This window comes from Nonomuraea gerenzanensis, from assembly GCF_020215645.1.
Taxonomy (GTDB): Bacteria; Actinomycetota; Actinomycetes; order Streptosporangiales; family Streptosporangiaceae; genus Nonomuraea; species Nonomuraea gerenzanensis.
In genome coordinates, this window is sequence record NZ_CP084058.1 from 9,637,321 (window position 1) to 9,659,052 (window position 21,732).

At 73.4% G+C, this 21,732-nt stretch carries 15 protein-coding genes; 7 read left to right on the forward strand and 8 right to left on the reverse strand.

The window, feature by feature from the left end:
- Positions 1 to 236 precede the first annotated feature (236 nt).
- On the reverse strand, positions 237 to 2,819 hold the full coding sequence (locus LCN96_RS44730) for a BTAD domain-containing putative transcriptional regulator (RefSeq protein WP_225268471.1): 2,583 nt from the start codon (positions 2,817 to 2,819) through the stop codon (positions 237 to 239).
- 224 nt (positions 2,820 to 3,043) lie between these two features.
- On the opposite strand from LCN96_RS44730, the gene LCN96_RS44735 reads away from it, so the two are divergent.
- A complete protein-coding gene (locus LCN96_RS44735; RefSeq protein WP_225268472.1) occupies positions 3,044 to 3,820 on the forward strand; it encodes an AfsR/SARP family transcriptional regulator in 777 nt (258 codons plus the stop codon).
- 29 nt (positions 3,821 to 3,849) lie between these two features.
- Here LCN96_RS44735 and LCN96_RS44740 read toward each other — a convergent pair whose 3' ends face one another.
- Complete coding sequence (locus LCN96_RS44740; RefSeq protein WP_225268473.1) at positions 3,850 to 6,621, reverse strand: helix-turn-helix transcriptional regulator; 2,772 nt, start codon at positions 6,619 to 6,621, stop codon at positions 3,850 to 3,852.
- A 162-nt stretch (positions 6,622 to 6,783) separates the two neighbouring features.
- On the opposite strand from LCN96_RS44740, the gene LCN96_RS44745 reads away from it, so the two are divergent.
- Genes LCN96_RS44745 through LCN96_RS44755 form a run of 3 tightly spaced genes read left to right on the forward strand, consistent with a single transcriptional unit; the run spans position 6,784 to position 9,852 of the window.
- Positions 6,784 to 6,957, forward strand: coding sequence for a hypothetical protein (locus LCN96_RS44745; RefSeq protein ID WP_225268474.1), 174 nt, complete (start codon positions 6,784 to 6,786; stop codon positions 6,955 to 6,957).
- Positions 6,958 to 6,964: 7 nt separating this feature from the next.
- Positions 6,965 to 7,147, forward strand: a complete 183-nt coding sequence (locus LCN96_RS44750; protein WP_225268475.1) for a hypothetical protein — start codon at positions 6,965 to 6,967, stop codon at positions 7,145 to 7,147.
- A complete protein-coding gene (locus LCN96_RS44755) occupies positions 7,144 to 9,852 on the forward strand; it encodes a helix-turn-helix transcriptional regulator (protein ID WP_225268476.1) in 2,709 nt (902 codons plus the stop codon). Before LCN96_RS44750 ends, LCN96_RS44755 begins: the two co-directional genes overlap by 4 nt.
- 4 nt (positions 9,853 to 9,856) lie before the next feature.
- On the opposite strand, the gene LCN96_RS44760 is transcribed toward LCN96_RS44755, so the two are convergent.
- Together LCN96_RS44760 and LCN96_RS44765 are read right to left on the reverse strand one after the other, a co-directional pair.
- Complete coding sequence (locus tag LCN96_RS44760) at positions 9,857 to 10,588, reverse strand: alpha/beta hydrolase (protein ID WP_225268477.1); 732 nt, start codon at positions 10,586 to 10,588, stop codon at positions 9,857 to 9,859.
- 154 nt (positions 10,589 to 10,742) lie between these two features.
- The gene (locus tag LCN96_RS44765; protein ID WP_225268478.1) at positions 10,743 to 12,356 is read right to left on the reverse strand and encodes a tannase/feruloyl esterase family alpha/beta hydrolase; all 1,614 of its coding nucleotides are present in this window, start codon (positions 12,354 to 12,356) and stop codon (positions 10,743 to 10,745) included.
- 315 nt (positions 12,357 to 12,671) lie between these two features.
- Here LCN96_RS44765 and LCN96_RS44770 point away from each other — a divergent pair, with 315 nt between their 5' ends.
- On the forward strand, positions 12,672 to 13,256 hold the full coding sequence (locus LCN96_RS44770) for a dihydrofolate reductase family protein (RefSeq protein ID WP_225268479.1): 585 nt from the start codon (positions 12,672 to 12,674) through the stop codon (positions 13,254 to 13,256).
- Positions 13,257 to 13,363: 107 nt separating this feature from the next.
- Here LCN96_RS44770 and LCN96_RS44775 read toward each other — a convergent pair whose 3' ends face one another.
- From LCN96_RS44775 to LCN96_RS44790, 4 genes are read right to left on the reverse strand one after another with little or no spacing between them, the layout of a single operon-like run.
- Positions 13,364 to 15,364, reverse strand: a complete 2,001-nt coding sequence (locus LCN96_RS44775) for an ABC transporter ATP-binding protein (protein WP_225268480.1) — start codon at positions 15,362 to 15,364, stop codon at positions 13,364 to 13,366.
- Between the two features lie 15 nt (positions 15,365 to 15,379).
- Complete coding sequence (locus tag LCN96_RS44780; RefSeq protein ID WP_225268481.1) at positions 15,380 to 16,258, reverse strand: ABC transporter permease; 879 nt, start codon at positions 16,256 to 16,258, stop codon at positions 15,380 to 15,382.
- Positions 16,255 to 17,214, reverse strand: a complete 960-nt coding sequence (locus LCN96_RS44785) for an ABC transporter permease (RefSeq protein ID WP_225268482.1) — start codon at positions 17,212 to 17,214, stop codon at positions 16,255 to 16,257. The genes LCN96_RS44780 and LCN96_RS44785 overlap by 4 nt, the downstream gene beginning before the upstream one ends.
- A gap of 3 nt (positions 17,215 to 17,217) precedes the next feature.
- Positions 17,218 to 18,945: a peptide ABC transporter substrate-binding protein gene (locus LCN96_RS44790; RefSeq protein WP_225268483.1), complete on the reverse strand. Its 1,728-nt coding sequence runs from the start codon at positions 18,943 to 18,945 to the stop codon at positions 17,218 to 17,220.
- A gap of 199 nt (positions 18,946 to 19,144) precedes the next feature.
- On the opposite strand from LCN96_RS44790, the gene LCN96_RS44795 reads away from it, so the two are divergent.
- Positions 19,145 to 20,284: an ROK family transcriptional regulator gene (locus tag LCN96_RS44795; RefSeq protein WP_225268484.1), complete on the forward strand. Its 1,140-nt coding sequence runs from the start codon at positions 19,145 to 19,147 to the stop codon at positions 20,282 to 20,284.
- Between the two features lie 12 nt (positions 20,285 to 20,296).
- A complete protein-coding gene (locus LCN96_RS44800; RefSeq protein WP_225268485.1) occupies positions 20,297 to 21,727 on the forward strand; it encodes a M81 family metallopeptidase in 1,431 nt (476 codons plus the stop codon).
- Positions 21,728 to 21,732: the final 5 nt, after the last annotated feature.

Here is a 21,732-nt window from a genome sequence, read left to right on the forward strand (position 1 = left end):
AAAAACCTCGAAGAAGGTGACCCGGGCACGCGAAAGAGGCCCGGCGGGGAAACAGGAAAGGGGGGATCGACGACCTGGGCCACACCGGCGACGGTCAGCGCGCGTCAGCCGGGGCCGGGTCAACCTCCGGTATCACCCGGAGATGTCGTCGTCACCTGCCACGTCTGGTCTCCTAGTAGTCATGAATGAGCACTTTCCACATTAGCACCCCGCGAAAACTGCTCGCGCGGCCCACGTCAGCCGTGCTCCTCCCGGGACACGTCCTGCCGTACGAACAGCCCGGGGCCCCGGTCCGCCCACAGCTCCTCGTCCAGGTGGTGGTCGCGCCACGCCTCGGGCGGATCGGCGAGCCAGTCGTGACCGAAGATCGCGTACGGGTGGCCGGCGCCCGCGTGCGTCAGCTCGTACTGCCCGAGGTAGGCCATCAGCGGCCGCCACAACGGCCCGTTGGCGACGAGCAGGTACGAGGCCGCCAGCCCCGGCTCGTGCAGCCAGCGGCGCAACAGCCACGCCTGGAACACGTCCGTGATGGGGGACGGCTTGGCCTCGAAGGCGGGGCAGATGAGGTGCCGCGCGATCCCGACGTGCGCCCCCTGGGGCAGCGCCATGCGGCGGCTCACGTCGTGCCAGATCTCCCCCACCACGGGGTCGGCGTCCAGCTCCTCCGGTTCGAGCCGCCGCAGCGTCAGCCACGTCAGGTAGGCCCGCAGCCGGTTGTCCGCCCGGGAGCGGAGCAGGGTGAACGCCTCCGGCCGGCGGTTGAGCCAGAACCGGACGGATGCGGCCGTCAGCTCCCCCTGGGACTCGCGGGCCATCGCGACCAGCTCGTCGTGGTCGGCGGGGGTCACCTCGCACGCCCGCACGTCCTCCTCGCCCACCTGCGACACGTACCGGTTCAGGACGCCGCCGCGCCGCCGCAGCCGGCTGATCGTGCGCATCACCGCCACGGACGCGAGCGGGTCGCGGGCGCCGCGCAGCAGGTCGCCCATGGCGTAGTGGCGGATCGTGCGGTGCATGCGCTCGTAGCCGGCGGGGTCGCGCCAGCGCAGGTGGTGGTCGAGGGCCTCGCGCAGCACGCCGCCCACGTCCAGGCCGCGGGCGGCGGTCTCGACGTACGGCTGCGCCGCGAGCCAGTCGAACAGCTCCGCCGCGCGGCCCTCCGGCAGCACCGCCGCCAGGAGATCCTCGGTGGTGTGCCGGGCGTGCGCGCAGACGTGCAGCGCCCGCCGGTGCAGCTCCGACGGCACGTCGCCGGCCAGCCGCGCGAGCACCTCGTCCACCACCTGCCGGACCGCCTCCCGCCGGGCCGGCTGGCCCGTGGCCGACATGCTCCTGCCGACCTCGGCGGCCAGCGACAGCGCGAACGGGTGGCCCGCCGCGAAGTCGGCGATGGATCCGCGCAGGCCCGGCTCGACGCCCCTGGCTTCGAGCAGCGCGGTGGACTCGGCGGCGGTGAGTGCCTCCAGGTGCCGGATCGTGATCGCTCCCGACCAGGCGGGATCGGTGAGCCAGGCGGCGCTCGGCCCTGTCCTGCCCGCCAGCACGACCACCGTGTCGGCGGGCAGCCGCCTGAGGTAGTCGTCGCGCAGCCACGGCTCCAGCTCCGCCAGCTCCTCGAAGGAGTCGATGAGCAGGACCGGGCCCACGGCCCCTGCCAGCTCCTCGGCGCACCGCTCAAGGCGCTCACGCAGCCCGGCGCCCCGTTCGAGACATTCGCGCGCCCCGGCGACCCGTTCGAGACGCCCGCGCGCTTCGGCGCCGGCTCGCAGGTGGCGCACGGGGCGGCCCTCGGCGGCGGCGTCCTCGGCGAGCTGGCACAGCAGCGCCGACTTGCCGATCCCGGCCGGTCCCCGGACGAACAGCACCCCGGGACGCCCCTGCTCCAGCAGGTCCACGAAGGCGGCACGCTCGGCGGCCCTGCCGACGAACCGCGCCCCGGCCGGCCGGACCGACGGCTCGCGCCTACCAAGCGCCGCCACCCGCGACGCGCCCGCCTCCCGGGACACGGCCGCCACCCCGGACACGGCCGTCACCGGGGACGCGGGCGCCGGCTCGTCGTCGGAGTCCGGCTCGGCCCGCAGGATCCTGTCGTGCACGGCCCGCAGCCGAGGCCCGGGGCTGACGCCCAGCTCCTTGCCGAGCAGGTCGTAGACCATCCGGTAGACCTCGAGCGCCTCGGCCCGCCTGCCGCCGCGATACAGCGCGAGCAGGTAGATCTCGTACAGCGGCTCCTCAAGCCGGTTGCGCTCGATGAGCAGCGGCACCTCGGCCGCCACCTCGGCGTGCTCGCCGCGCTCCAGCCGCAGCCGCAGCAGCTCCTGGACGGCGACCAGCCGCAGCCGCTCCAGCCGGTAGCGCTCGCGCTCGGCGGCCTCGCCGGGGACCCCGGCCAGGGCCGTGCCCGTCCAGAGCCCGAGCGCCTGCTCCAGCAGCTTCACCGCCCCGGGCAGGTGCCCGCCCTCGCGCTCCTGCCTGGCGGCTTCGAGCAGGTCGGCGAACTCGACGGCGTCCACGGCGAACAACGCGGGATCCAGCATGTAGCCGCCGGACCGGGAGCTGATCGCCGCGTCCAGCCCGTGCGCGGACAGCAGCCGCCTGAGACGCGAGATATACGTCCTGACGACGGCCTCACCGGTGGCCGGCGCGTGCTCGCCCCACAGTCCGTCGATCACCTCGCCGATCCGTACGAAGCTGCCGCTGTTGGACAGCAGCAGCATCAGGACGGCCTGCTGCTGCGGCGTGCCCAGATCCAGCCGGGTGCCGCCGCAGGCGAGGCCGGGCGGGCCGAGGACGGTGAACCTGCACGGGGGCGGAGACATGCGGTAGAAGCTAGATTCGCCCGGCTGCGCGCCGCGACCGTCAGATGACGCCATCTGTGTACGTCATGTGTACGTCCGGTCGGACCCCGAGTTGTGACGAAGAACTTACATACGGCGGACAAGCCTGGCAATACGCCAAAAGCACGACTCGTCATCAGTAGGGTCGATCAGGGATGCCCACGAGGCGTCCCGAGTAACACGCGAACAAGAGGTGGGGGAACCTCATGGGCGGGGTGAGCTTCGGGCTGCTGGGCCCGATCAACGTGTGGAGCGGCGGGGAGGAGCTGGACGCGGGGTCCCCCCAGCAGCGCGGGGTGCTGGCCCTGCTGCTGCTCGGGGAGGGGCGCCAGGTCTCGCTCGACGAGATCGTGAGCGCGTTGTGGGACGGCGAGGCGCCGCGCAGCGCCGTCGTCAGCACCCGTACGTACGTCTCGCGCCTGCGCCGGATGCTGGCCGACGGCGGGGGCGCCGGACTGGGCACCGAGGCCGAGATCAGGTCGGCGGGCGGCGGCTACCAGCTCGTCGTGGACCCGGGCACGGTGGACGTCACGGTGTTCCGCCAGACGGCCGCCGCCGCGCGTGAGGCGCGCGAGCGCGGCAACGCCGCCGAGGCCTCCCGGCTGCTGCGCGGCGCGCTGGCACTGTGGCGGGGGCCCGCCTTCGACGGGCTGGGCGGGGCGTTCTTCGAGGGCCGCCGCACCTGGCTGGAGCAGTTGCGGGCCTCGGCCATGGAGGAGCGCTGGGCGCTGGACATCGAGCGGGGCGACTGCGGCGCGGCGATCGCCGAGCTGACGCTCGCGACGGCGGCCGAGCCCTACCGGGAGCGCTGGTGGGAGCTGCTGATGTGGGCGCTCGACCGCGACGGCCGCCGCACGGAGGCGCTGGCGGCCTACCGGCGCGTCGCCCGGCTGCTGGACGACGACCTCGGCCTGGACCCGGGGCCCGGCCTGCGCCGGATGCACGCCCGGATCGGCACGGCGGCCGGGGCGTCCCTGGTCTGAGGCGCACGCACACCCGTCCAGGGGTGTCGTCAGTCCGGCGGGTAGCTCTTGAGTATGCGGGCGAGGTCGGCGCGCGAGCTGACCCCGAGCTTGGGGTAGATCCGGTGCAGGTGGGTGCCGACGGTGCGGTGCGACAGGTAGAGCCGCTGCCCGATCTCACGGTTCGTCAGCCCCTCGGCGGCGAGCTGCGCGATGCTCAGCTCGTGCGGCGTCAGCCGGTCCCGGGCGTCCGGGTCGCGGACGGGGCTCGACTCGCCCGCGCCGCGCAGCTCCTGCCGCGCCCGCTCGCCCCAGGCGGCCAGGCCGAGCGCGTCGAAGGCCTCCCTGGCCGCACGCAGGTGCACGCGGGACTCCACGGCCCGGCGCCGCCGGCGCAACCACTCGCCGTACGCCAGGTGCAGGCGCGCCCGCTCGGCGGGCCACCCGGTCAGGTCCGCCCGCAACGCCGCCGCGAACAGCTCCTCCGCCTCCGGGCCGGGGGCGAGCACGGCGCGCGCGTACCGCAGCCCGAGGTGCAGTGCGGGCGACGGCGTGGCGGCGGCCAGCGGCTCCAGGCCGCGCAGGACGTCCCGCATGGCCTCGCTCCGCCCGGCGCGCAGCGCGGCCTCGGTCAGCTCGGCGAGGAAGTAGGCGCGCAGGGCGAGCTGGTAGGCGGGGTCGGTGGGGTCGAGGATGCGGCTCAGGTCGGCGAACGCGTCGTCGAAGCGCCCCTCGCTCATGGCCGCGAGACCGCGCGCGAGCTGCACGGTGGCCAGGACGGGCCGGGCGGCGGCGGGCAGCGCGACCCGCTCGGCCTCGTCCGCCAGCACCCTGGCCTGCTCGTGCTCGCCCCGCAGCGCCGCGATCTCGGCCTGGACGGCCGTGGCCAGCCCGTACATGAACGGCTGGCCGGTCTCCGCGGCGAGCCTGGCGGCCTCCTCGGCGGCGGGGACGGCGGTGTCCAGGTCGCCGAGCCTGGTCGTGCTCCACGCCTGGACGGCCAGCGCCCTGGGGAGCAGCCCGAGCCTGCCCTGGGCGCGCAGCCCCGGCGCCGCGACCGCGGAGAGGCGGGCCGCCACGTCGAACGCGCCGACCTGCATGGCGGCGCTGCCCAGGTACCGGTCGGTCTCCGGGTCGGCGCCCGCCGCCCCTGCCAGCTCGCGCAGGCCGCCGAGCACGGTGGCGCCCCGCTCGAACGGCGCCGCGTACGCGTTGATCGCGACCATCCGCGGATCGCCTGCCGGGAGCGGCAGCCCGTCGGCCACCCGCAGCACCAGGCGGCGGGCGTCCTGACCGGGCTCGGACCAGAAGCAGCGCATGGCGGCGCCCCACAGGATCCGGACGGCCGGCTCGACGATGCCTCCGGCGGCGACCGACTCCGCCAGCTCGGCCAGCTCGGCCACCCGGGAGACGTCCTCGCGCACGCCGTCCTCGAAACCGCTGAGCATCCAGGCGGCGGCGGCGCGGCGGCGCGGGGACAGGTCCAGCTCGCGCGCGTCGCGGACCAGGCGCTCGGCCGTGTCGCGGCTGCCGGACTCGAACGCCAGCTCGGCCGCGCGCAGCAGCCTGAGCGCCTTGCCCTCGCGGCCCTCGCTCAGCCTGGCCGCCTGCTCCAGCGCCGCCACCGCGGCGGCCACCGCGCCCCTGCGCCTGGCCTGGGCGGCCGCGCTGTCCAGCTCGGCCGCCACGCCCTCGTCGGCTCCTGTCGTCGCGGCCGCCCGATGCCAGGCCCGCCGGTCGGGGTGCTCGCGCAACGTCTCGGCCAGCGCCAGGTGGGCCCGCCTGCACTCGGCCATCGGGGCGGCGGTGGGGATGGCCGACCGCATCAGCGGATGGCGGAACCGCACCGTGCCGGCCCCCAGCTCGACCAGCCGCGCCTCGACGGCCGGCGCGAGAACCTCCACCTCGGCCCCCGCCCCGACGTCCGGACCGGGCGGTGCCGTGCTCAGGATCAGCCGGGTGGCCGCGAGGGTCTCCGCGAGCGAATCGCTCTCGTTGAGGGCCGCGACCAGCAGGGCGGTGCGGGCAGGCGCGGGCAGGGTGGCCACGCGGGCGGTGAACGCGCGTTCCAGCCGCTCGCTCAGGGGCATCACCGGCCCGATCCCGCCCTGGTCGCCCACGGCAGCGGGCAGCTCGATCAGCGCCAGCGGGTTCCCGTCCGCCTCCAGAAGCACGCGTTCCCGCACGGCAGGGGCGAGGCCCGGAGCGGTGGAGTGGAGCAGCTCGGCGGCGGCCTCGCGGGAGAGCCGGCCCACGGGCAGCTCCGACAGCCCCGCCTCCAGCAGCGGCGACGGCTCGCCGTCCCGCAGGGTCGCGACCACGGCGACGGGCTCGGACTCGATCCGGCGCGCCACGAAGGCGAGCACGTCGGCGCTGGCACGATCGAGCCAGTGCGCGTCCTCCACGACGACCAGCAGCGGCCGGACGGCGGCCACCTCGGCCAGCAGCGTCAGCGCGGCCAGCCCGACGACGTACGCCCCCGGCCCGCCCACCTCACCGGCAGCGGCCTCGGCGGACGAGTCCCCGAGACCCAGGGCGTCGCGCAGGGCGTCGCGCTGACGGCCGGGCAGCGCGTCCAGCTCCGCCCGCACCGGGTACAGGAGCTGGTGCAGCCCCGCGTAGGCGAGGTTCCGCTCGGCCTGCGCCCCGGTCGTCGTGAGCACGCGCACCCCGGCCCCCGACGCCACGGAGACCACCGCCGCGACCAGCGCGGACTTGCCGATGCCCGCCTCACCCCTGATGAGGACGCCACCGCGCTCCCGGAGCCCCTCGACCAGCCCGGTCAGAGCCTCCAGCTCGGCCTCCCGCCCGAAAAGCGGCATGGTGGTGCGTCCCCTCATCTCGGCCACGCGGGTCGTGGGGGACCTTACCCGAACCGGCGCGACCCCCTGCAACAGGACGTATACCTCACAACCGCCCCCGCGCCCCGCCCGCCGACCGTTCGTCAACGGAGTCTTCTCCCGCCGCTCCTACGCTGCCATGGCATGTCCACCAACACCGAGGCCCCGGCAGTGGTCGAGACCCGCCTCGTCCACGACCTCCACCGCCTGTGGCCGATGATCGCGGGCGTGGCGCCCGACGTGGCGGCGCGCTTCGACGTGCTGAGCGAGGAGCACGACCGGCGGCACCTGGAGCACGATGGCTCGGCGGAAGGCTGAGGCGCGCATGTCTCTGGGACTCGCGGTGCCCTTCACCGATCCGGCCGCGCTGATGGCCTGGGCCCGGCACGCGGACGCGGGCCCGCACGACAGGATCGGTGTCCCCGACCGGGTCGGGCACGAGGTGATGCCGAGCTGCTGGCCCGACGGCCTCGCGCAGCTCGACCGCCTGGCGGACCTGCTGTCATGACCGCTCCGGGGGGATCGGCGACGGTGGTGGGCCGTGACGGCGAGCGGGCGGCGCTGTCGGAGTTCCTGGCGGCCCCGGGCGGGCAGGCGCTCGTCCTCAGGGGCGAGACAGGGGTCGGGAAGAGCGTGCTGCTCGACCACGCCGCCGCCCTCGCCGCCCCCGGGCACGAGGTGATCAGGGCCGCGGGGGTGGAGGCGGAGTCGGAGCTGCCCTACGCCGGCCTGCACCAGCTCCTGTATCCGCTGCTGCCGCACCTGTCCGGGCTCGACGAGGGGCACCGCGCCGTCTTCGACGTGGTCTTCGGGCTGCGCGCGGGCACGGCGCCGTCGGTCATGTCCCTCGGCATCGCCGTGCTGGACCTGCTGACCCTGGCGGCGTCGCAGCGCCCGCTGCTGCTGGTGCTCGACGACGGCCAGTGGCTGGACGCCTCCAGCATCGAGGTGTGCGGGTTCGTCGGGCGCCGGCTCGCGGGCAGCTCCGTGAAGCTGCTCGCCGCCGTGCGGTCGGACGTCGGCTCCCGCTTCGACACGGCCGCGCTGCCCGAGCTGGCGCTGGCGCCGCTCTCGGACGAGGACGCCGGGCGGCTGCTGGACCTGCGGCACCCGGGCCTCGGCCGTCAGGCCCGCGGTGCCGTGCTGGAGCACGCCAGGGGCAACCCGCTCGCACTGCTGGAGCTGCCGCCCCACGTGGGGTCCGGGGAACCGCTCGGGTTCGGCGCCGTCCCGTTGTCACGCCGTCTGCAGCACGTATACGGCATGCGCATCGAAGGGCTGTCCGGTTCCGTACGCGAGGAGCTGCTGCGCGGCGCCCTGGACGGCGTGGGCAGGCCCGGCTCCGGCACCCGGTACCGCATGCGCGACACCGGCGAGGCGGTGGCGGCCGGTCTCCTGGAGGCCGACCCGGCCACCGGCGACCTCGTCTTCCGCCATCCGCTGATCCGTTCGACGGTCGTCCAGCTCGCGACGCCGAACCAGCGCCGCGCGGCGCACGAGGACCTCGCCCGGGTGCACCGCGACGACGTGGAGCGGCACGCCCGCCACCTGGCGGCCTCGCGGGTGGACCCCGACGAGCAGGTGGCCGCCGCGCTGGAGGCCGCGGCCGAGTCCGCCACCAGGCGCGGCGGCGCGGTCGCGGCGGTCGCCTGGCTGACCCGCGCGGCGGAGCTGAGCGAGACCCCGGCCGACCGCTCCAGGCGGCTCGGCGACGCGGCCTTCATCGCCGGGCACGCCGCGCTCCTGGACCAGGCACAGAAGCTGGTCCGCGCGGACCCGGCGCCGGGCCGGGCCGAGTCGCCCGCCACGGCGATCGCCTCGGCGTACGTGGCCCTGTACGAGGACGGCGACGTGCGCTCCGCGCACCGCCGGGTCGCCGCCGCCATCGAGAACCTGCGCGACGACGACACCGAGACCCCGACCCGCCTGGTGGACCTGCTGCTCGCCACCAGCCTGTACGCCGGCGACAGCGCCTCCTGGCAGCACACCGAGCAGCTCATGGACTCCCTGCGTGACCGCGTCCACCCCCTCTCGGCCGTCTACCGCCACGCGTGGAGCGACGTCGTCCGCCACGGCGCGGGCGTGCCTGAGCAGGTGGAGCAGGCGTTCGCCGACGTGGCGGCCCTGGAGCCGTGGGACGTCTCGCGCCTGGCCGTGGCCGCCTACCACGTGGACACGCTCGGCCGCTACCGCCCCTCCCTGCAGCGGGCCGTGGACCGCGAGGTGGAGACCGGCGCCGTGGCGAACGGCATGACCATGCTGCACCTGATCATGCTCGACCAGCTCGCCGCGGGCGAGTGGGACGAGGCCGAGCGGACGGGGCAGCGCGCGCTGGAGCTGAACCTCGCGCACGGCAACGCCCTGTTCGCCCACCACACCCGCGCCTACCTCGGGCTCCTGGCCGCCCTGCGCGGCCGGCTGGAGCGCGCCCGCGAGCTGCAGGCCGTCGTGGACGCCTGGGCCAGGCCGCGCGGCGTCGGCTTCCTGACCCAGATCGCGGACGCCACGGGCACCGCGGCGGCCCTGAGCGAGGGCGACTACGAGGCCGCCTACCTGCACGCCATCGGCATCACCCGGCCGGGCTCGTTCGAGCCGTACGCGCACCAGGCCACCCGCACGCTGCTCGACCTGGTCGAGGCCGCCGTGCACACCGGCCGCCTGGACCAGGCCCGCCTGCACGCCCAGGCCGCGCTGGACGCCGGCCTGCCCGGCATTTCGCCCCGCCTCGCCGTGATCACGTACGGCGCCGTCACGATGACGACCGCCGACGAGAAGGAGGCCGAGGAGATGTACCGGCGAGCCGAGGCCGAGCCCGACGGCGGCGGGTTCCCGTTCGAGCTGGCCCGCATCCGGCTCGCCCACGGCGTCCGGCTGCGCCACACGCAGGGCCCCAAGGCGGCCCGGCCGCTCCTGGCCCGCGCCGCCGAGACGTTCGACCGTCTCGGCGCCACCGGCTGGGCCGAGCGGGCCCAGACGGAGCTGCGGGCCCTGGGCGTGGCCACCGGCGTCTCGCCGGCGCACCTGACCGCCCTGACCTGGCAGGAGCACCGGATCGCCGAGCTGGCCGCGAGCGGCCTGACGAACAAGGAGATCGGCGAGCGCATGCACCTGTCGCCGCGCACCGTCAGCTCGCATCTCTACCGCGTCTTCCCCAAGCTGGGCATCACCTCGCGGGCCGCGCTGCGCGACGCCCTGGGCAAGCTGGGCCGGTGACCCGTCAGCCACGGATGCCCCGCTCGGCCAGCCAGAGCAGCACGTAGTCGGCGACCGCCCGCCAGCCGCTGTCGACGACCAGCGAGTGGGCACGGTCGGGGAACTGCTTGAGGCTGCTCACCGCCGTCGAGTCGCCGTACAGCTTGTACACCGCCCGGGTGGCGGAGTCGGGCACCAGCCGGTCCTCCTGCCCGGAGATCAGCAGCAGCGGCCCGCGCCCGGTGTTGCCGGTGTCCACCGCCGCGCGGGGATGCCGGCCGCCGCTCAGCTCGGTCAGCAGCCGGGCCGGCGCCGGGACGACGTGCCGCTCGAAGAGCCGCGCCGACTCCTGCTCGACGACCGCGTTGGCGAAGACCTGGCGGAACAGCCCGGCGTTGAGCGACGCCGGCCACGGCTCCCAGGCGACGGGACCGGCGGGGACGGGCGCGATGGCGACGGCGGCGCGGCCGAGGTTCGTACCGAGCAGGTGCTGCGCGATCAGCCCGCCCACGGAGTGGCCGACGATCACCGGCGGGGTGTCGAAGGAGCGCACGATGCCCGCGTAGTGCTCGGTGAGCGCGTCCAGCCCCAGCTCCGCCCGGGGCTGTCGGCGGGCCTGGGCCACCGTCGGCGGCTCACCCGGCCAGCCCGGCGTGCGGACGGTGAACCCGAAACTGGAGAAACGTTCGTCCCACGGCCGCCAGGACAGCGCGTGCAGCCACACGCCATGGATGAAGACGACGGGGGTGGGGTTCACGGATCCTCCGATAGCGCTTGACGTGCGTCAAGGATCTGGCGGGCGGCCCGCCGGCGGGAACAGTCGAATGACTCAATGTCGAGCGAATGCCCGGCCGCCGGCGGGTGCGCCGGGGCCCGGGGCCGCGTCCGCGCGGCCCCGGGCCCCGGTCCGGTCAGTGGCGGGGCGTGGTGCACCGGAAGCTCGCCGCGTCGGCCAGGTCGCCGTGGCCGGTGTAGCGGGAGACGGACGGGTACAGGCACAGCTCGCGCGTGATGGTCTTGCCGGAGGCGTCCTTGGCGGAGGCGCTCAGCGTGCGCGGGGCCTTGCCCTGCTCGACCCAGGCGGTCAGCGCGCCCAGGGCGTCGGTCGGCACCGGTCCTGCGCCGCCGGCGCCGCAGTGGTTCACGCCGGGCGCCAGGAACAGGCGGTAGAAGTCGTCGACCCGCTCGGAGCCGCCCATCGCCCGCTCCACCTTCCGGCGGTAGTCGACGGTGCCCTGGGTGGGGATGAGCTGGTCGGCCTCGCCGTGCCAGGTCAGCAGCTTGCCGCCGGCCTTGCGGAAGCCCGACAGGTCCGGGTCGTCCGTGCCGATGATCGCGTCGTACTCCCTCTGGGACTGACGGAACAGGTCGGCGAACTGGGCGTAGGTGATCGTCGTCAGGTCGAAGGAGGGCTGGCGCTTCAGCCAGGTCTGCACCCAGGCGGCCGGGACGGGGAACGGCTGGCCCACGCGCTTGCCGTCCTCGCCGGGCACGGTGGCGGCCAGGTCGAAGGTGGCGCCGATCGGCACGCCGTACCAGAGCTTCTTGCCGGAGGGCGTGCGCGGCCCGTCCCAGATCTTGCGGACCACCGCCGCGTCGGCCGCGGTGATCGTCTCCTTCACGCCGTCGCACTCGACGGTCTGGCCGATCAGCTTGCGCGGGTCGAAGGCGCAGCGGGCGGGGTCGCCGACGATGCCGTCACGGGCGCCGTCCAGCGTGTCGCACGCCTTGACCGCGGCCTGGTTGAACAGGTTGAACTCGCAGGCGGCGGGATAGGTCCGCTCCTCGTTCATCACCACCTGCGGCCACAGGGTGGCGACCTCGAACTCGTCCCAGTTGACGGCCGGGGCGTCGGCCAGGATGCCGTCGTAGTCGCCGGGGTGGCGCTGGGCCTCCATGTAGCCCTGGCGGCCGCCGGTCGAGCAGCCGTTCCAGTACGAGTAGGAGGCGGGCTTGCCGTACACCTTGTCGATGACCTGCTTGGCGACGAGGGTCATCTCGTGCTGGGAGCGGTCGGCGAAGTTCTTCAGCAGCGGCTTGTCGACCTCGCCGTCGCCGGTCAGGGCCCAGCGCGTGTCGATGTAGGTGCTGACGCCGGCGTCGGTGGTCGCGGCGGCGTAGCCGGTCTTGACCGCGCCGGCCAGCGCGGCGCCGTAGTCGCCGGCGGCGAAGGCGCTGCCGCCGACCGCCTGGAACCGGCCGGTCCAGCCCTGCTCGGGCAGCCAGACCTGCACCTTGGCGTGGTCGCCGACACCCGGGTGGGTGAGCGTGACCGTGACCGCGCAGTGCGCGGGCACGTCGGGGACGTCGACGGCGGGCAGCGGCGTCACGGCCGGAACGTGCACGGTGCCCGCCTCGCGGCGCTGTGCCGTCACCGATTCCACCGTGGTGCCCGCGGGCGCCTGCACCGCGATGGCGGAGTCGCAGGTGAACGGGGCGGCGACCGCCGCCGCGGCGCTGGTCGGCAGGCAGAGGGCCGCCGCCAGCGGCACACCGGCCGCGAAGGCGGCCAGGAGTCTTCTCATGGGGTTCCCATCACTGGAGTACGCGGATCGCTGCGCAGCAGGTCCGGCCGGGTCCCTGTTGCGGTGCTCCTACTCTCGCCCGCCCGGCCCGCACGGCACATCAGTCACATGACGGCAGGAACTGACGGTCCCCACGCGCGGGCCCGGCGCCCGGAAAACCCCCCGCCACGCCGCGCTTCCTGGCCCGCTCCGGACGGCTGACCGTCATGTGACGGAACGCGGGAGCCGGGAGACTTCCGGAGCGGTGTCGATTCCGGCCGGGCCCGATCGACGCGTTGGCGAGAGCACGTCCTTCGACGACATCCAGGAGATGTGATGAGCACTGTGGTGATGCACAACGTCGTGTCGGTCGACGGCTTCATCGCCGACGAGCACGACGAGGTGGGGCCGCTGTTCGACTGGTACACCAACGGCGACGTCGAGCTGGTGCCGGGCTCGGGTCTCAAGGTCTCCAAGACCTCGGCCGACTACGTCAAGCCGATCTGGGCCGCCATCGGGTCGATGGTGATCGGGCGGCACCTGTTCGACATGACCGATGGTTGGGAGGGCAGGCCGCCGACGGGCGAGCACGTGGTCGTGGTCTCCCATCGGCCCAAGCCCGAGGGGTGGCACCCCGAGGCGTCGTACCACTTCGTGGACGACGTGGCGCGGGCGGTCGCGCTGGCCCGGGAGCTGGCGGGCGGGCGGAACGTCGCCGTCGCGGCGGGCGAGGTGGGCGGGCAGGCCTTCGCCCTGGGCCTGGTGGACGAGGTGGCCATGGACGTGGTGCCCGTGGTCCTCGGCTCGGGCAAGCGCTACTTCGGCCCGGTCGCCGCCCAGCACCTGCTCGACGACCCGCACGTGGTCGTCCAGGGCGACCGGGTGCTGCACCTGCTCTACCGGGTCCGCCGCAAGCCGTAGTGACCCGCTGCGTCGTCGACGCGGGTGGTCGGTGGTCGCCTTGACCCGCTGCGTCGTCGACGCGGGTGGTCGGCGGCCGACCGCCCGCCGTGCTCCGTGACCCGGGGTCAGCTCGCCTGCGGCTCCTCGCGCAGCGGGAAGTGGCAGGCGACCTGGTGCGCCCCGCCCTCCAGCACCGGCTCGGTGGCGCAGACGTCCTGGGCCAGCGGGCAGCGGGTGCGGAAGCGGCAGCCGGTCGGCGGGTTGAGCGCGCTCGGCAGCTCGCCCTTGATCGTCGTGTCCGGGCTCGGCGTGTGCCCGGGGTCGGGCGAGGGCACGGCGTCCAGCAGCGCCTGCGTGTACGGGTGGCGCGGCGCCCGCACCACCTGGTGGGCGGGCCCGACCTCCACCAGCTTGCCCAGGTACATCACGCCGATGCGGTCGGCCATGTAGTCCACCACGGACAGGTCGTGGCTGATGAACACGTACGACAGGCCCAGCTCGCCCTGCAGGTCGCGCATGAGGTTGAGCACCTGGGCCTGCACCGACACGTCCAGCGCGCTGACGGGCTCGTCGGCGACGATCAGCCGTGGCCGCAGCGCCAGCGACCTGGCCAGCCCGATGCGCTGCAACTGCCCGCCGGAGAACTCGTGCGGGTAGCGCTCCAGCGCCCGGCGCGGCAGCCCGACCTGGTCGAGCAGCTCGCTCACCCGGGCGCGGCGCGCGGCGGCGTCGCCGACCTGCTGGATCTCCAGCGGCTCCGTGAGGATGGAGTCGATGCGCATGCGCGGGTTCATGGCCGCGTAGCTGTCCTGGAACATCAGCTGCACCTTGCGGTGCATGCGGTGGCGCTCGCGCCGGTCCAGGCCGGCGATGTCGGTGCCGTCCACGACGATCCGGCCGCCCGTGGGGGCTTCGAGCCCGGCGACGAGGCGGCCGACGGTGGACTTGCCGCAGCCGGACTCGCCCACGATGCCGAGCGTCTCGCCGGGCTTGACCTCGAAGGACACCCCGGCCACCGCGCTGACGCGCCCGGCGCTCCTGCGCAGGCCCGCGCCGCCGGCGTCGTACTCCTTGACCAGCTCCCGCACGCTCAGGATCGGGTCGGCCTGCTCGGAGGCGGTGCGGTCCCGGCCGGACGGCGGTGCGATCGTGACGGGCTCGGTGACCGGGTGCAGGCAGGCGAACGCGTGCCCGTCCCCGGTGAGCGCCACGTCGGTGGTGCGGCACTCGTCGGTGGCGAAGCGGCAGCGGGGCGCGAAGCGGCAGCCGGTCAGCGGCCGTGACAGGTCCGGCGGCAGGCCGGGGATGCTGTAGAGGCGGCCGTCGGCGGCCGACTCGGGCAGGGCGCGCATGAGCGCCTCGGTGTAGCGGTGGCGCGGCGCGCGGAACAGCTCGGTGGTCGTGGCCGTCTCGACGACGCGGCCGGCGTACATGACGGCGACCCTGTCGGCGCGGCCGGCGATCACCCCGAGGTCGTGGGTGACCAGGATGACCGCCATCTTGAACTCCTCGCGCAGGTCGTCGATGAGCTCCAGGATCTGGCGCTGGGTGGTGACGTCCAGGGCCGTGGTGGGCTCGTCGGCGATGAGCAGGCGCGGGGAGCGGATGAGCGCCATGGCGATGACGACGCGCTGGCGCATGCCGCCCGACAGCTGGTGCGGGTAGTCGTCGACGATCTTGTCGGGGCGGGGCATGCCGACCCGGCGCAGGATCTCGACGGCGCGCTCCCGCGCCTCGGCCTTGCTCACCCCCTGGTGCACCCGCAGCGGCTCGGCGACCTGCGCGCCGATGCGCATGGTGGGGTTGAGCGAGGTGAGCGGGTCCTGGAAGACCATGCCCATCTCGACGCCGCGCACCCGGCGCAGCTCGGACGCCTGCATCGTGCGCAGGTCACGGCCGTCGAAGAGGATCTCCCCGCCGACGACGCTGCCGCCCGTGGGCAGCAGCCCCATGACCGACAGCACGGTCATGGTCTTGCCGCTGCCCGACTCCCCCACGACGCCGAGCGTCTCGCCCTGCCTGACCTCGAGATTGACCCGGTCGAGCGCGTGCACCGTGCCGCGCCGCAGCGCGATGTCGGTGCTGAGGTCACGCAGCCGCAGCAGCGGCTGGCTGGGAACCTCCATGTACGAAACCTCCTGCTAACGCCGCCGGAGGCGGACCTCGAAGACGTCCCTCAGCCCGTCGCCGATGAAGTTGAAGGCGAGGACGATGAGGATGATGGCGATGCCCGGCGGGTACAGCAGCCACCAGTGGCCGCTGAAGGTGTCCGACAGGCCGTCGGACAGCATGCCGCCCCAGTTCGCCGCGGGTGGCGGCACTCCCAGGCCGAGGAACGACAGGTAGGCCACGTACAGGATCGCGTCGGCGACCTGGAAGGTGGCGTTGACGATCACGGTGCCGATGGCGTTCGGGATGATGTGCCGGCGCACGGCGCGCCCGCCGGTGCCGCCCATGCCGCGCATCGCCATGACGTACTCACGGGTGCGCAGCGTCAGCGCCTCGCCGCGGACCAGCCGCGCGGGGCCGAGCCAGGCGAACGCGCCGATGATGACGATGAGCATCGGCACCGTGGGCGTCACGATCGAGGCCATGAGCATGAACAGGAACAGCGCGGGGATCGACATCATGGCGTCCACGACGCGCATCATGACCGCGTCCACCCAGCTGCCGGCGAACCCGGCGACGGCGCCCCAGACGGTGCCCACGACGGTGGCGAGCAGGCCGGCGGCCAGGCCGACGATGATGGACGTCTGACCACCCAGCATGAGCCGGCCGAGCTGGTCGTAGCCGACGCCGTCGGTGCCGAGCGGGTGCCCGTCCGTGCCGGGCGTCAGGAAGACCTTGGTCAGGTCGGTGTGCACCTGGTCGGTCTGGTAGACCAGCGGCCCGAGGAAGGAGAAGGCCGCCAGCAGCACGAACAGGCCCACGCCGACCAGGGCGAGCCGGTTCTCGACGAAGACCTCGAGCCCCTGCCGCCACATCCCCCGGACGGGCGCCTCTTCCTGCGGAGCGGTCATGACCGGCCTGCCTTGAGTCGTACGCGCGGATCGACGGCGGCGTAGAGCACGTCGGCGACCAGCGCGCCGAGCACCGTGGCCACCGAGATCAGCAGCGTGACGCCGAGCAGGATCGGATAGTCCCGCTTGAGCGCCGCCTGCCAGAACAGCAGCCCCATGCCCGGGTAGTTGAACAGCCGCTCGACCACCAGGGCGCCGCTGAACAGCGCGGGCAGGTACATGCCGAGCAGCGTGATGACGGGGAACAGGCCGTTGCGCAGCGTGTGCCCGACGATCACCCGGCCCTCCGACAGGCCCTTGCTGCGTGCCGTGCGGACGTAGTTCTCGTTCAGGTTGTCGACCATGGACGAGCGCACGTAGCGGGAGTAGACCGCGACGGTGAGGATCGTCAGCGTGAGCGTGGGCAGCACCAGCCCGGCCGGGTCGGCCAGCACCTCCGCCATCGTGAAGCCCTGCGGGGCCTCGGGCGGCAGCACCGGCCACACCTGGGAGAACAGAATGATCATCATGAGACCCATGAAGAAGATGGGCGTGGCGTAGGCCAGCAGCGCCAGCCCGTTGATGGTGTAGTCGGGCCAGCGGTTGCGCCGCACCGCCTGCACCACGCCGAGGGGGACGGCGACCACGACGGCCAGCAGGGTCGAGGCCAGCGACAGCAGCATGGTCTTGGGCAGCCGCTGCCAGATGGCCTCGGTCACCGACTGGTTGAGCTGGAAGGAGTAGCCCAGGTCGCCCTGGACCAGCCGCTGCAGGTACATCGCGTACTGCTGCCACAGCGGCCGGTCGTACCCCATCTCGTGGTTGAAGGCGGCGATCTGCTGCAGCGTCGCCTCCTTGCCCAGGATGGCCCGCGCCGCACCGCCGGGCAGCAGGTGCAGGATCACGAACGTGATCAGCGTCACCAGGATCACGATGACCAGGGCCTGGCCCAGGCGCGTGAGGAGGTAGCGGGCCAACGGTCAGCTCTTCCAGGACCAGTCTTGGAAGTACATCAGGTTCATCGGGTCCTGCGGCTCGACGCCCTGCAGGCCCGACTTGTACGCCGAGATCTGGTAGACGGGGTTGGGCATCCACAGCACCGGCAGGTCCTTGGCCAGGAAGTCGTTGTACTCCTGGAGGGCGCCGGCGTCGGCGGAGAACTGCGCCTTCTCGATCAGCTCGTCGGCCTCGGGGTTGCTGTAGCTGCCGAGGTTGACGGGGGCGTCGGTTTGGAACAGGCGCTCACCGGAGGCGAAGGCCGGGTAGTACCAGCTGCCCTGCGAGCCGAAGAACGACATGTCCCAGTCGCACTTGGACTCCTCCGGCTTGCAGGCCGGGGTGACCGCGACGGAGTCGGGCACCTCCTTGATGGTGAGCTGCACGCCGACCTTGGCCATCGCCGACTTGATCTCGGCGAACATCTTGGTGGTCGCGGCGAAGCCGGACTGGCTGGTGACGGTGAAGCTCAGCGGGGTGTCCTTGGCGATGCCCTCGCCGCACAGCGCGGGGTCGGCGCAGGTGGTCTGCCCGTCGGGCGTCACCTTCCAGCCGTGGCTCTCCAGCAGCTGCTGGGCCTTGGCCGGATCGAACGGGTAGACGCAGCCCTGCCCGGCGGGCGAGCCCTGCTTGGCCGGGACCGGACCGCAGGTGGGGGCGGCCATGCCGGACCAGATGACCTTGCTGATCGTGGGCTGGTCGATGAGCATCTGCAGCGCCTGGCGCAGGTACGGCTGCTTGAACAGCACCCCGCTCTTGGGGTTGTTGTAGTTGAGCTGCAGGTACGTGATCGACCACCCGTACCAGGGGGCGACCTTGTAGCCCTTCGACTCCAGGTAGCCCTTCTGCGACAGGTTGGCCGGCGGGATGTAGCCGTAGTCGATCTGCCCGGCGCGCAGCACGTTGAACTCGGCGTCGTCGCCGGTGAACGGGCGCAGCGTGATCTTGTTCAGCTTCGGCTTGTCGGGGCCCGAGTAGGCCTCCTGCTTGGCCAGGACCACCTCGCCGCTGGGCACGTAGCTCTCCAGCTTCCACGGCCCGCTGGTGGTCTTCCACAGCGGGTTGGTCGCGTACGACTTGGGGTCCTTGGAGGCGGCGGTCAGCTCCTCGAAGGTCTTCTTCGCGTCGCCCTTGTCCCAGGCGTGCTGGGGCAGCGGGACGATGCGGTTGAGCTGGTTGCCGACGAACCAGGCGGCGTTGTACGCCTTCGTGGTCGTCAGCGTGAAGGTCTTGTCGTCCTTGACCTTGAAGGACGAGACGTTGTCCGGGAAGCCGCCGGGCTTGTAGGAGGCCCACTTGTCCTTGTTGGCGGTGACGAGGTCCCACCAGAACTGCACGTCCTTGGTGGTGATCGGCTTGCCGTCGGACCAGGTGTTGTCCTTGAGCTTGATGGTCAGCGTCTTGCCCTCGTCGCTGACCACGGGCGGCTCGGCCAGCGACCGCTGGGTGTTGATGTTGTCGGTGCTGGAGCCGTCGAGCTGGTAGCTGTACAGCTTGCGGTACAGGGCGGTGGAGAAGATGTCGTTCTCGCCCTGGGTGAAACCGGGGGCCGAGATCGGCAGGATCCAGTTCGGCGTGCGCAGGGCCACGGTCACGGTGTCCTTGCCCTGCGCGCCGCCCTGCTGCGAACTGCCGCCGGCGCCCGCGCTGCAGGCGGTGAGACCGAGCCCGATGGCCACCACGCCGCTCACGATGCGGGTTCTCGTCCCCATGTTTCTCCTCGTCGAGACGTGCGCGTGCCCTCCAGGGGCCCTTCAGTCCGGAGAATGTATAGAGGTGCAAGTTGTAAGTCAATGCGAAAAATCAGCTTTGTTCGGGACACTTATTTCGGGATAGAGTCCGCGGCGAAGCATCTATCGGGTGATCGTCTTCGTGCTCGATGATGGGTGTTCCATCAAGGGGAGGAGAGGCATGTCGGAGCCGCCCGCCAACGTGCGCGAGCAGACGCTGAGCCTGCTGGCCAGCGGCAAGGCCGCCTCTCGCGCGGATCTGGTGGAGCTTTTGGAGGTGGCTCCGTCCACGGTCTCCAGCGTGGTGCGCCGCCTGCTGGAGGAGGGCACGATCCTGGAGGAGGGCGTGGGCGCCTCCACCGGGGGTCGCCGTCCGAAGATCCTGCGGCTGCGCGAGGACGGCGGCGTGTTCGTGGTGGCCGAGCTGGGCGCCCGGCACGCCCGCGTCGGCCTCTGCTCACCCTCCGGCGCCCTCCAGGCGGCCGAGGAGTTCGCCGTCGACATAGGAGCAGGCCCCAAGGCGATCTTCGACGCGGTCACCGCGGCCTTCGACGGCATCAGGACCGCCCACGCGCCCGGCCGCCGGCTGCTGGCCGTCGGCATGGCGCTGCCGGGCCCCGTGGACTTCCCCCACGGGCGGCTCATCGGGCCCGCCCGCATGCCGGGCTGGAGCGGCTACGACGTCCAGCGCGACCTGCGCGACCGCTTCCAGGTGACCGCCGTCGTCGACAACGACGCCAAGGCGGCCGCCATCGGCGAGTACGTCACCCGCGCCGAGACCGGCGACATGATCTACGTCAAGGCCGGCAGCGGCATCGGCGGCTGCCTGGTCAGCGGCGCCCAGATCTACCGGGGCGGGCGCGGGCTGAGCGGCGACGTCACGCACGTCAGGGTGGCCGACAGCGGCGAGCGCGAGTGCTCCTGCGGCAGCCGCGGCTGCCTGGAGACCGTGGCCAGCGGCGCCGCGCTGGCCCGCGAGCTGGCCGGGCGCGGCCTGCCCGTCACCAGCCTGCGCGACGTCATCGCCGCCACCGTCAACGCCGACCCGGCCGTGGTGACCCTCGTCCGCCAGGCCGGCCGCCACCTGGGCGTCGCCCTGTCGGGCCTGGTCAACTTCCTCAACCCCGACAGCGTGGTCATCGGCGGCGCGCTGTCGAGCCTGGACGTCTACGTGGCGGCCGTCAAGGGCATGCTCTACGAGCGCTGCCTGCCGCCGCTGACCCAGTCGCTGTCCATCGAGGCGAGCATCGCCGGCCCCGACGCGGCCCTGATCGGGCTGGGCCGGCTCCTGCGGGAGACGGCCGACGTCCGCCCCTCCTAGAAAGCACCGTAAGTGTCTCTGCGTATCGCCATCTGTGGCATCCACATCGAGTCCAGCACCTTCTCGCCGCACCTGAGCGGCACCGCCGACTTCGAGGTCACGCGCGGCCAGGCCCTGCTCGGCAGGTACGGCTGGCTCGGCGACCCGTGGGCGGCCGAGGTGGAGTGGGTGCCGATCGTGCACGCCCGCGCCCTGCCCGGCGGGGCCGTCGAGCCCGCCGCGTACGACGCCTGGCGGGCCGAGATCGTCCAGGGCCTGTCGGACGGCGCGTTCGACGGCGTGCTGCTCGACATCCACGGCGCGATGAGCGTCGTCGACCGCCAGGACGCCGAGGGCGACCTGATCACCGCGATCCGCTCCGTGATCGGCCCCGAGCCGCTGGTGTCGGCCGCGATGGACCTGCACGGCAACGTCTCCCCCACCCTGTTCGCCGGCTGCGACCTGCTGACCTGCTACCGCACCGCGCCGCACGTGGACGTCTGGGAGACCCGCGAGCGCGCCGCCCGCAACCTCGTCGACGCCCTGCGCAGGGGCGAGCGCCCGCACAAGTCGCTGGTCCACGTGCCGATCCTGCTGCCCGGCGAGATGACCAGCACCCGCGTCGAGCCCGCCCGCGGCCTGTACGCCCGCATCCCCGGCATCGAGGCCAGGCCCGGCGTGATCGACGCGGCCATCTGGATCGGCTTCGCCTGGGCCGACGAGCCGCGCTGCACCGGCGCCGTCGTCGCCACCGGCACCGACGCCGCCGCCACCGAGCAGGCGGCCCGCGAGCTGGGGCAGGCGTTCTGGGACGCCCGCGACGAGTTCGCCTTCGTCGCGCCCACGGGCTCCATGGACGAGTGCCTGGACGCCGCGCTCAAGGAGGGCTCCGCCCGCCCGTACTTCATCAGCGACTCCGGCGACAACCCGGGCGCGGGCGGCGCCGACGACGTCACCTACGCGCTGGAGCGGATGCTGGCCAGGCCCGAGATCCGCGACGGCTCGGCCCGCGCCGTCTTCGCCTCCCTCTTCGACCCCGAGGCGGTGGCCCTCATCGGCGACCTGCCGGTCGGCTCGGCCGTCAGCGTGCGCGCCGGCGGCCGCGTGGACACCCGGCCGCCGGGGCCGCTGCCGCTGGAGGGCACGCTGGAGGCCGTGGCCGACGATCCCGACGGCGGGCGGGTGGTCAGCGTGCGCATCGGTGGGCTGAGCGTCTTTCTGACCTCGCGCCGGATGCAGTACCGGCTGCTGGAGTCGTACGGGCGGCTGGGGGTGGACGTCTCCGGGGTGGACGTGGTCGCGGTCAAGATCGGGTATCTGGAGCCGGAGCTGTTCGAGGCGGCGGCCGATTGGATGCTGGCGCTGACGCCCGGGGGTGTTGACCAGGATCTGCAGCGGCTGCCGTACCGGAACCTGAACCGGCCGATCTTCCCGCTGGACCGGGACGCCGCGCTGAACGTCTGACACCG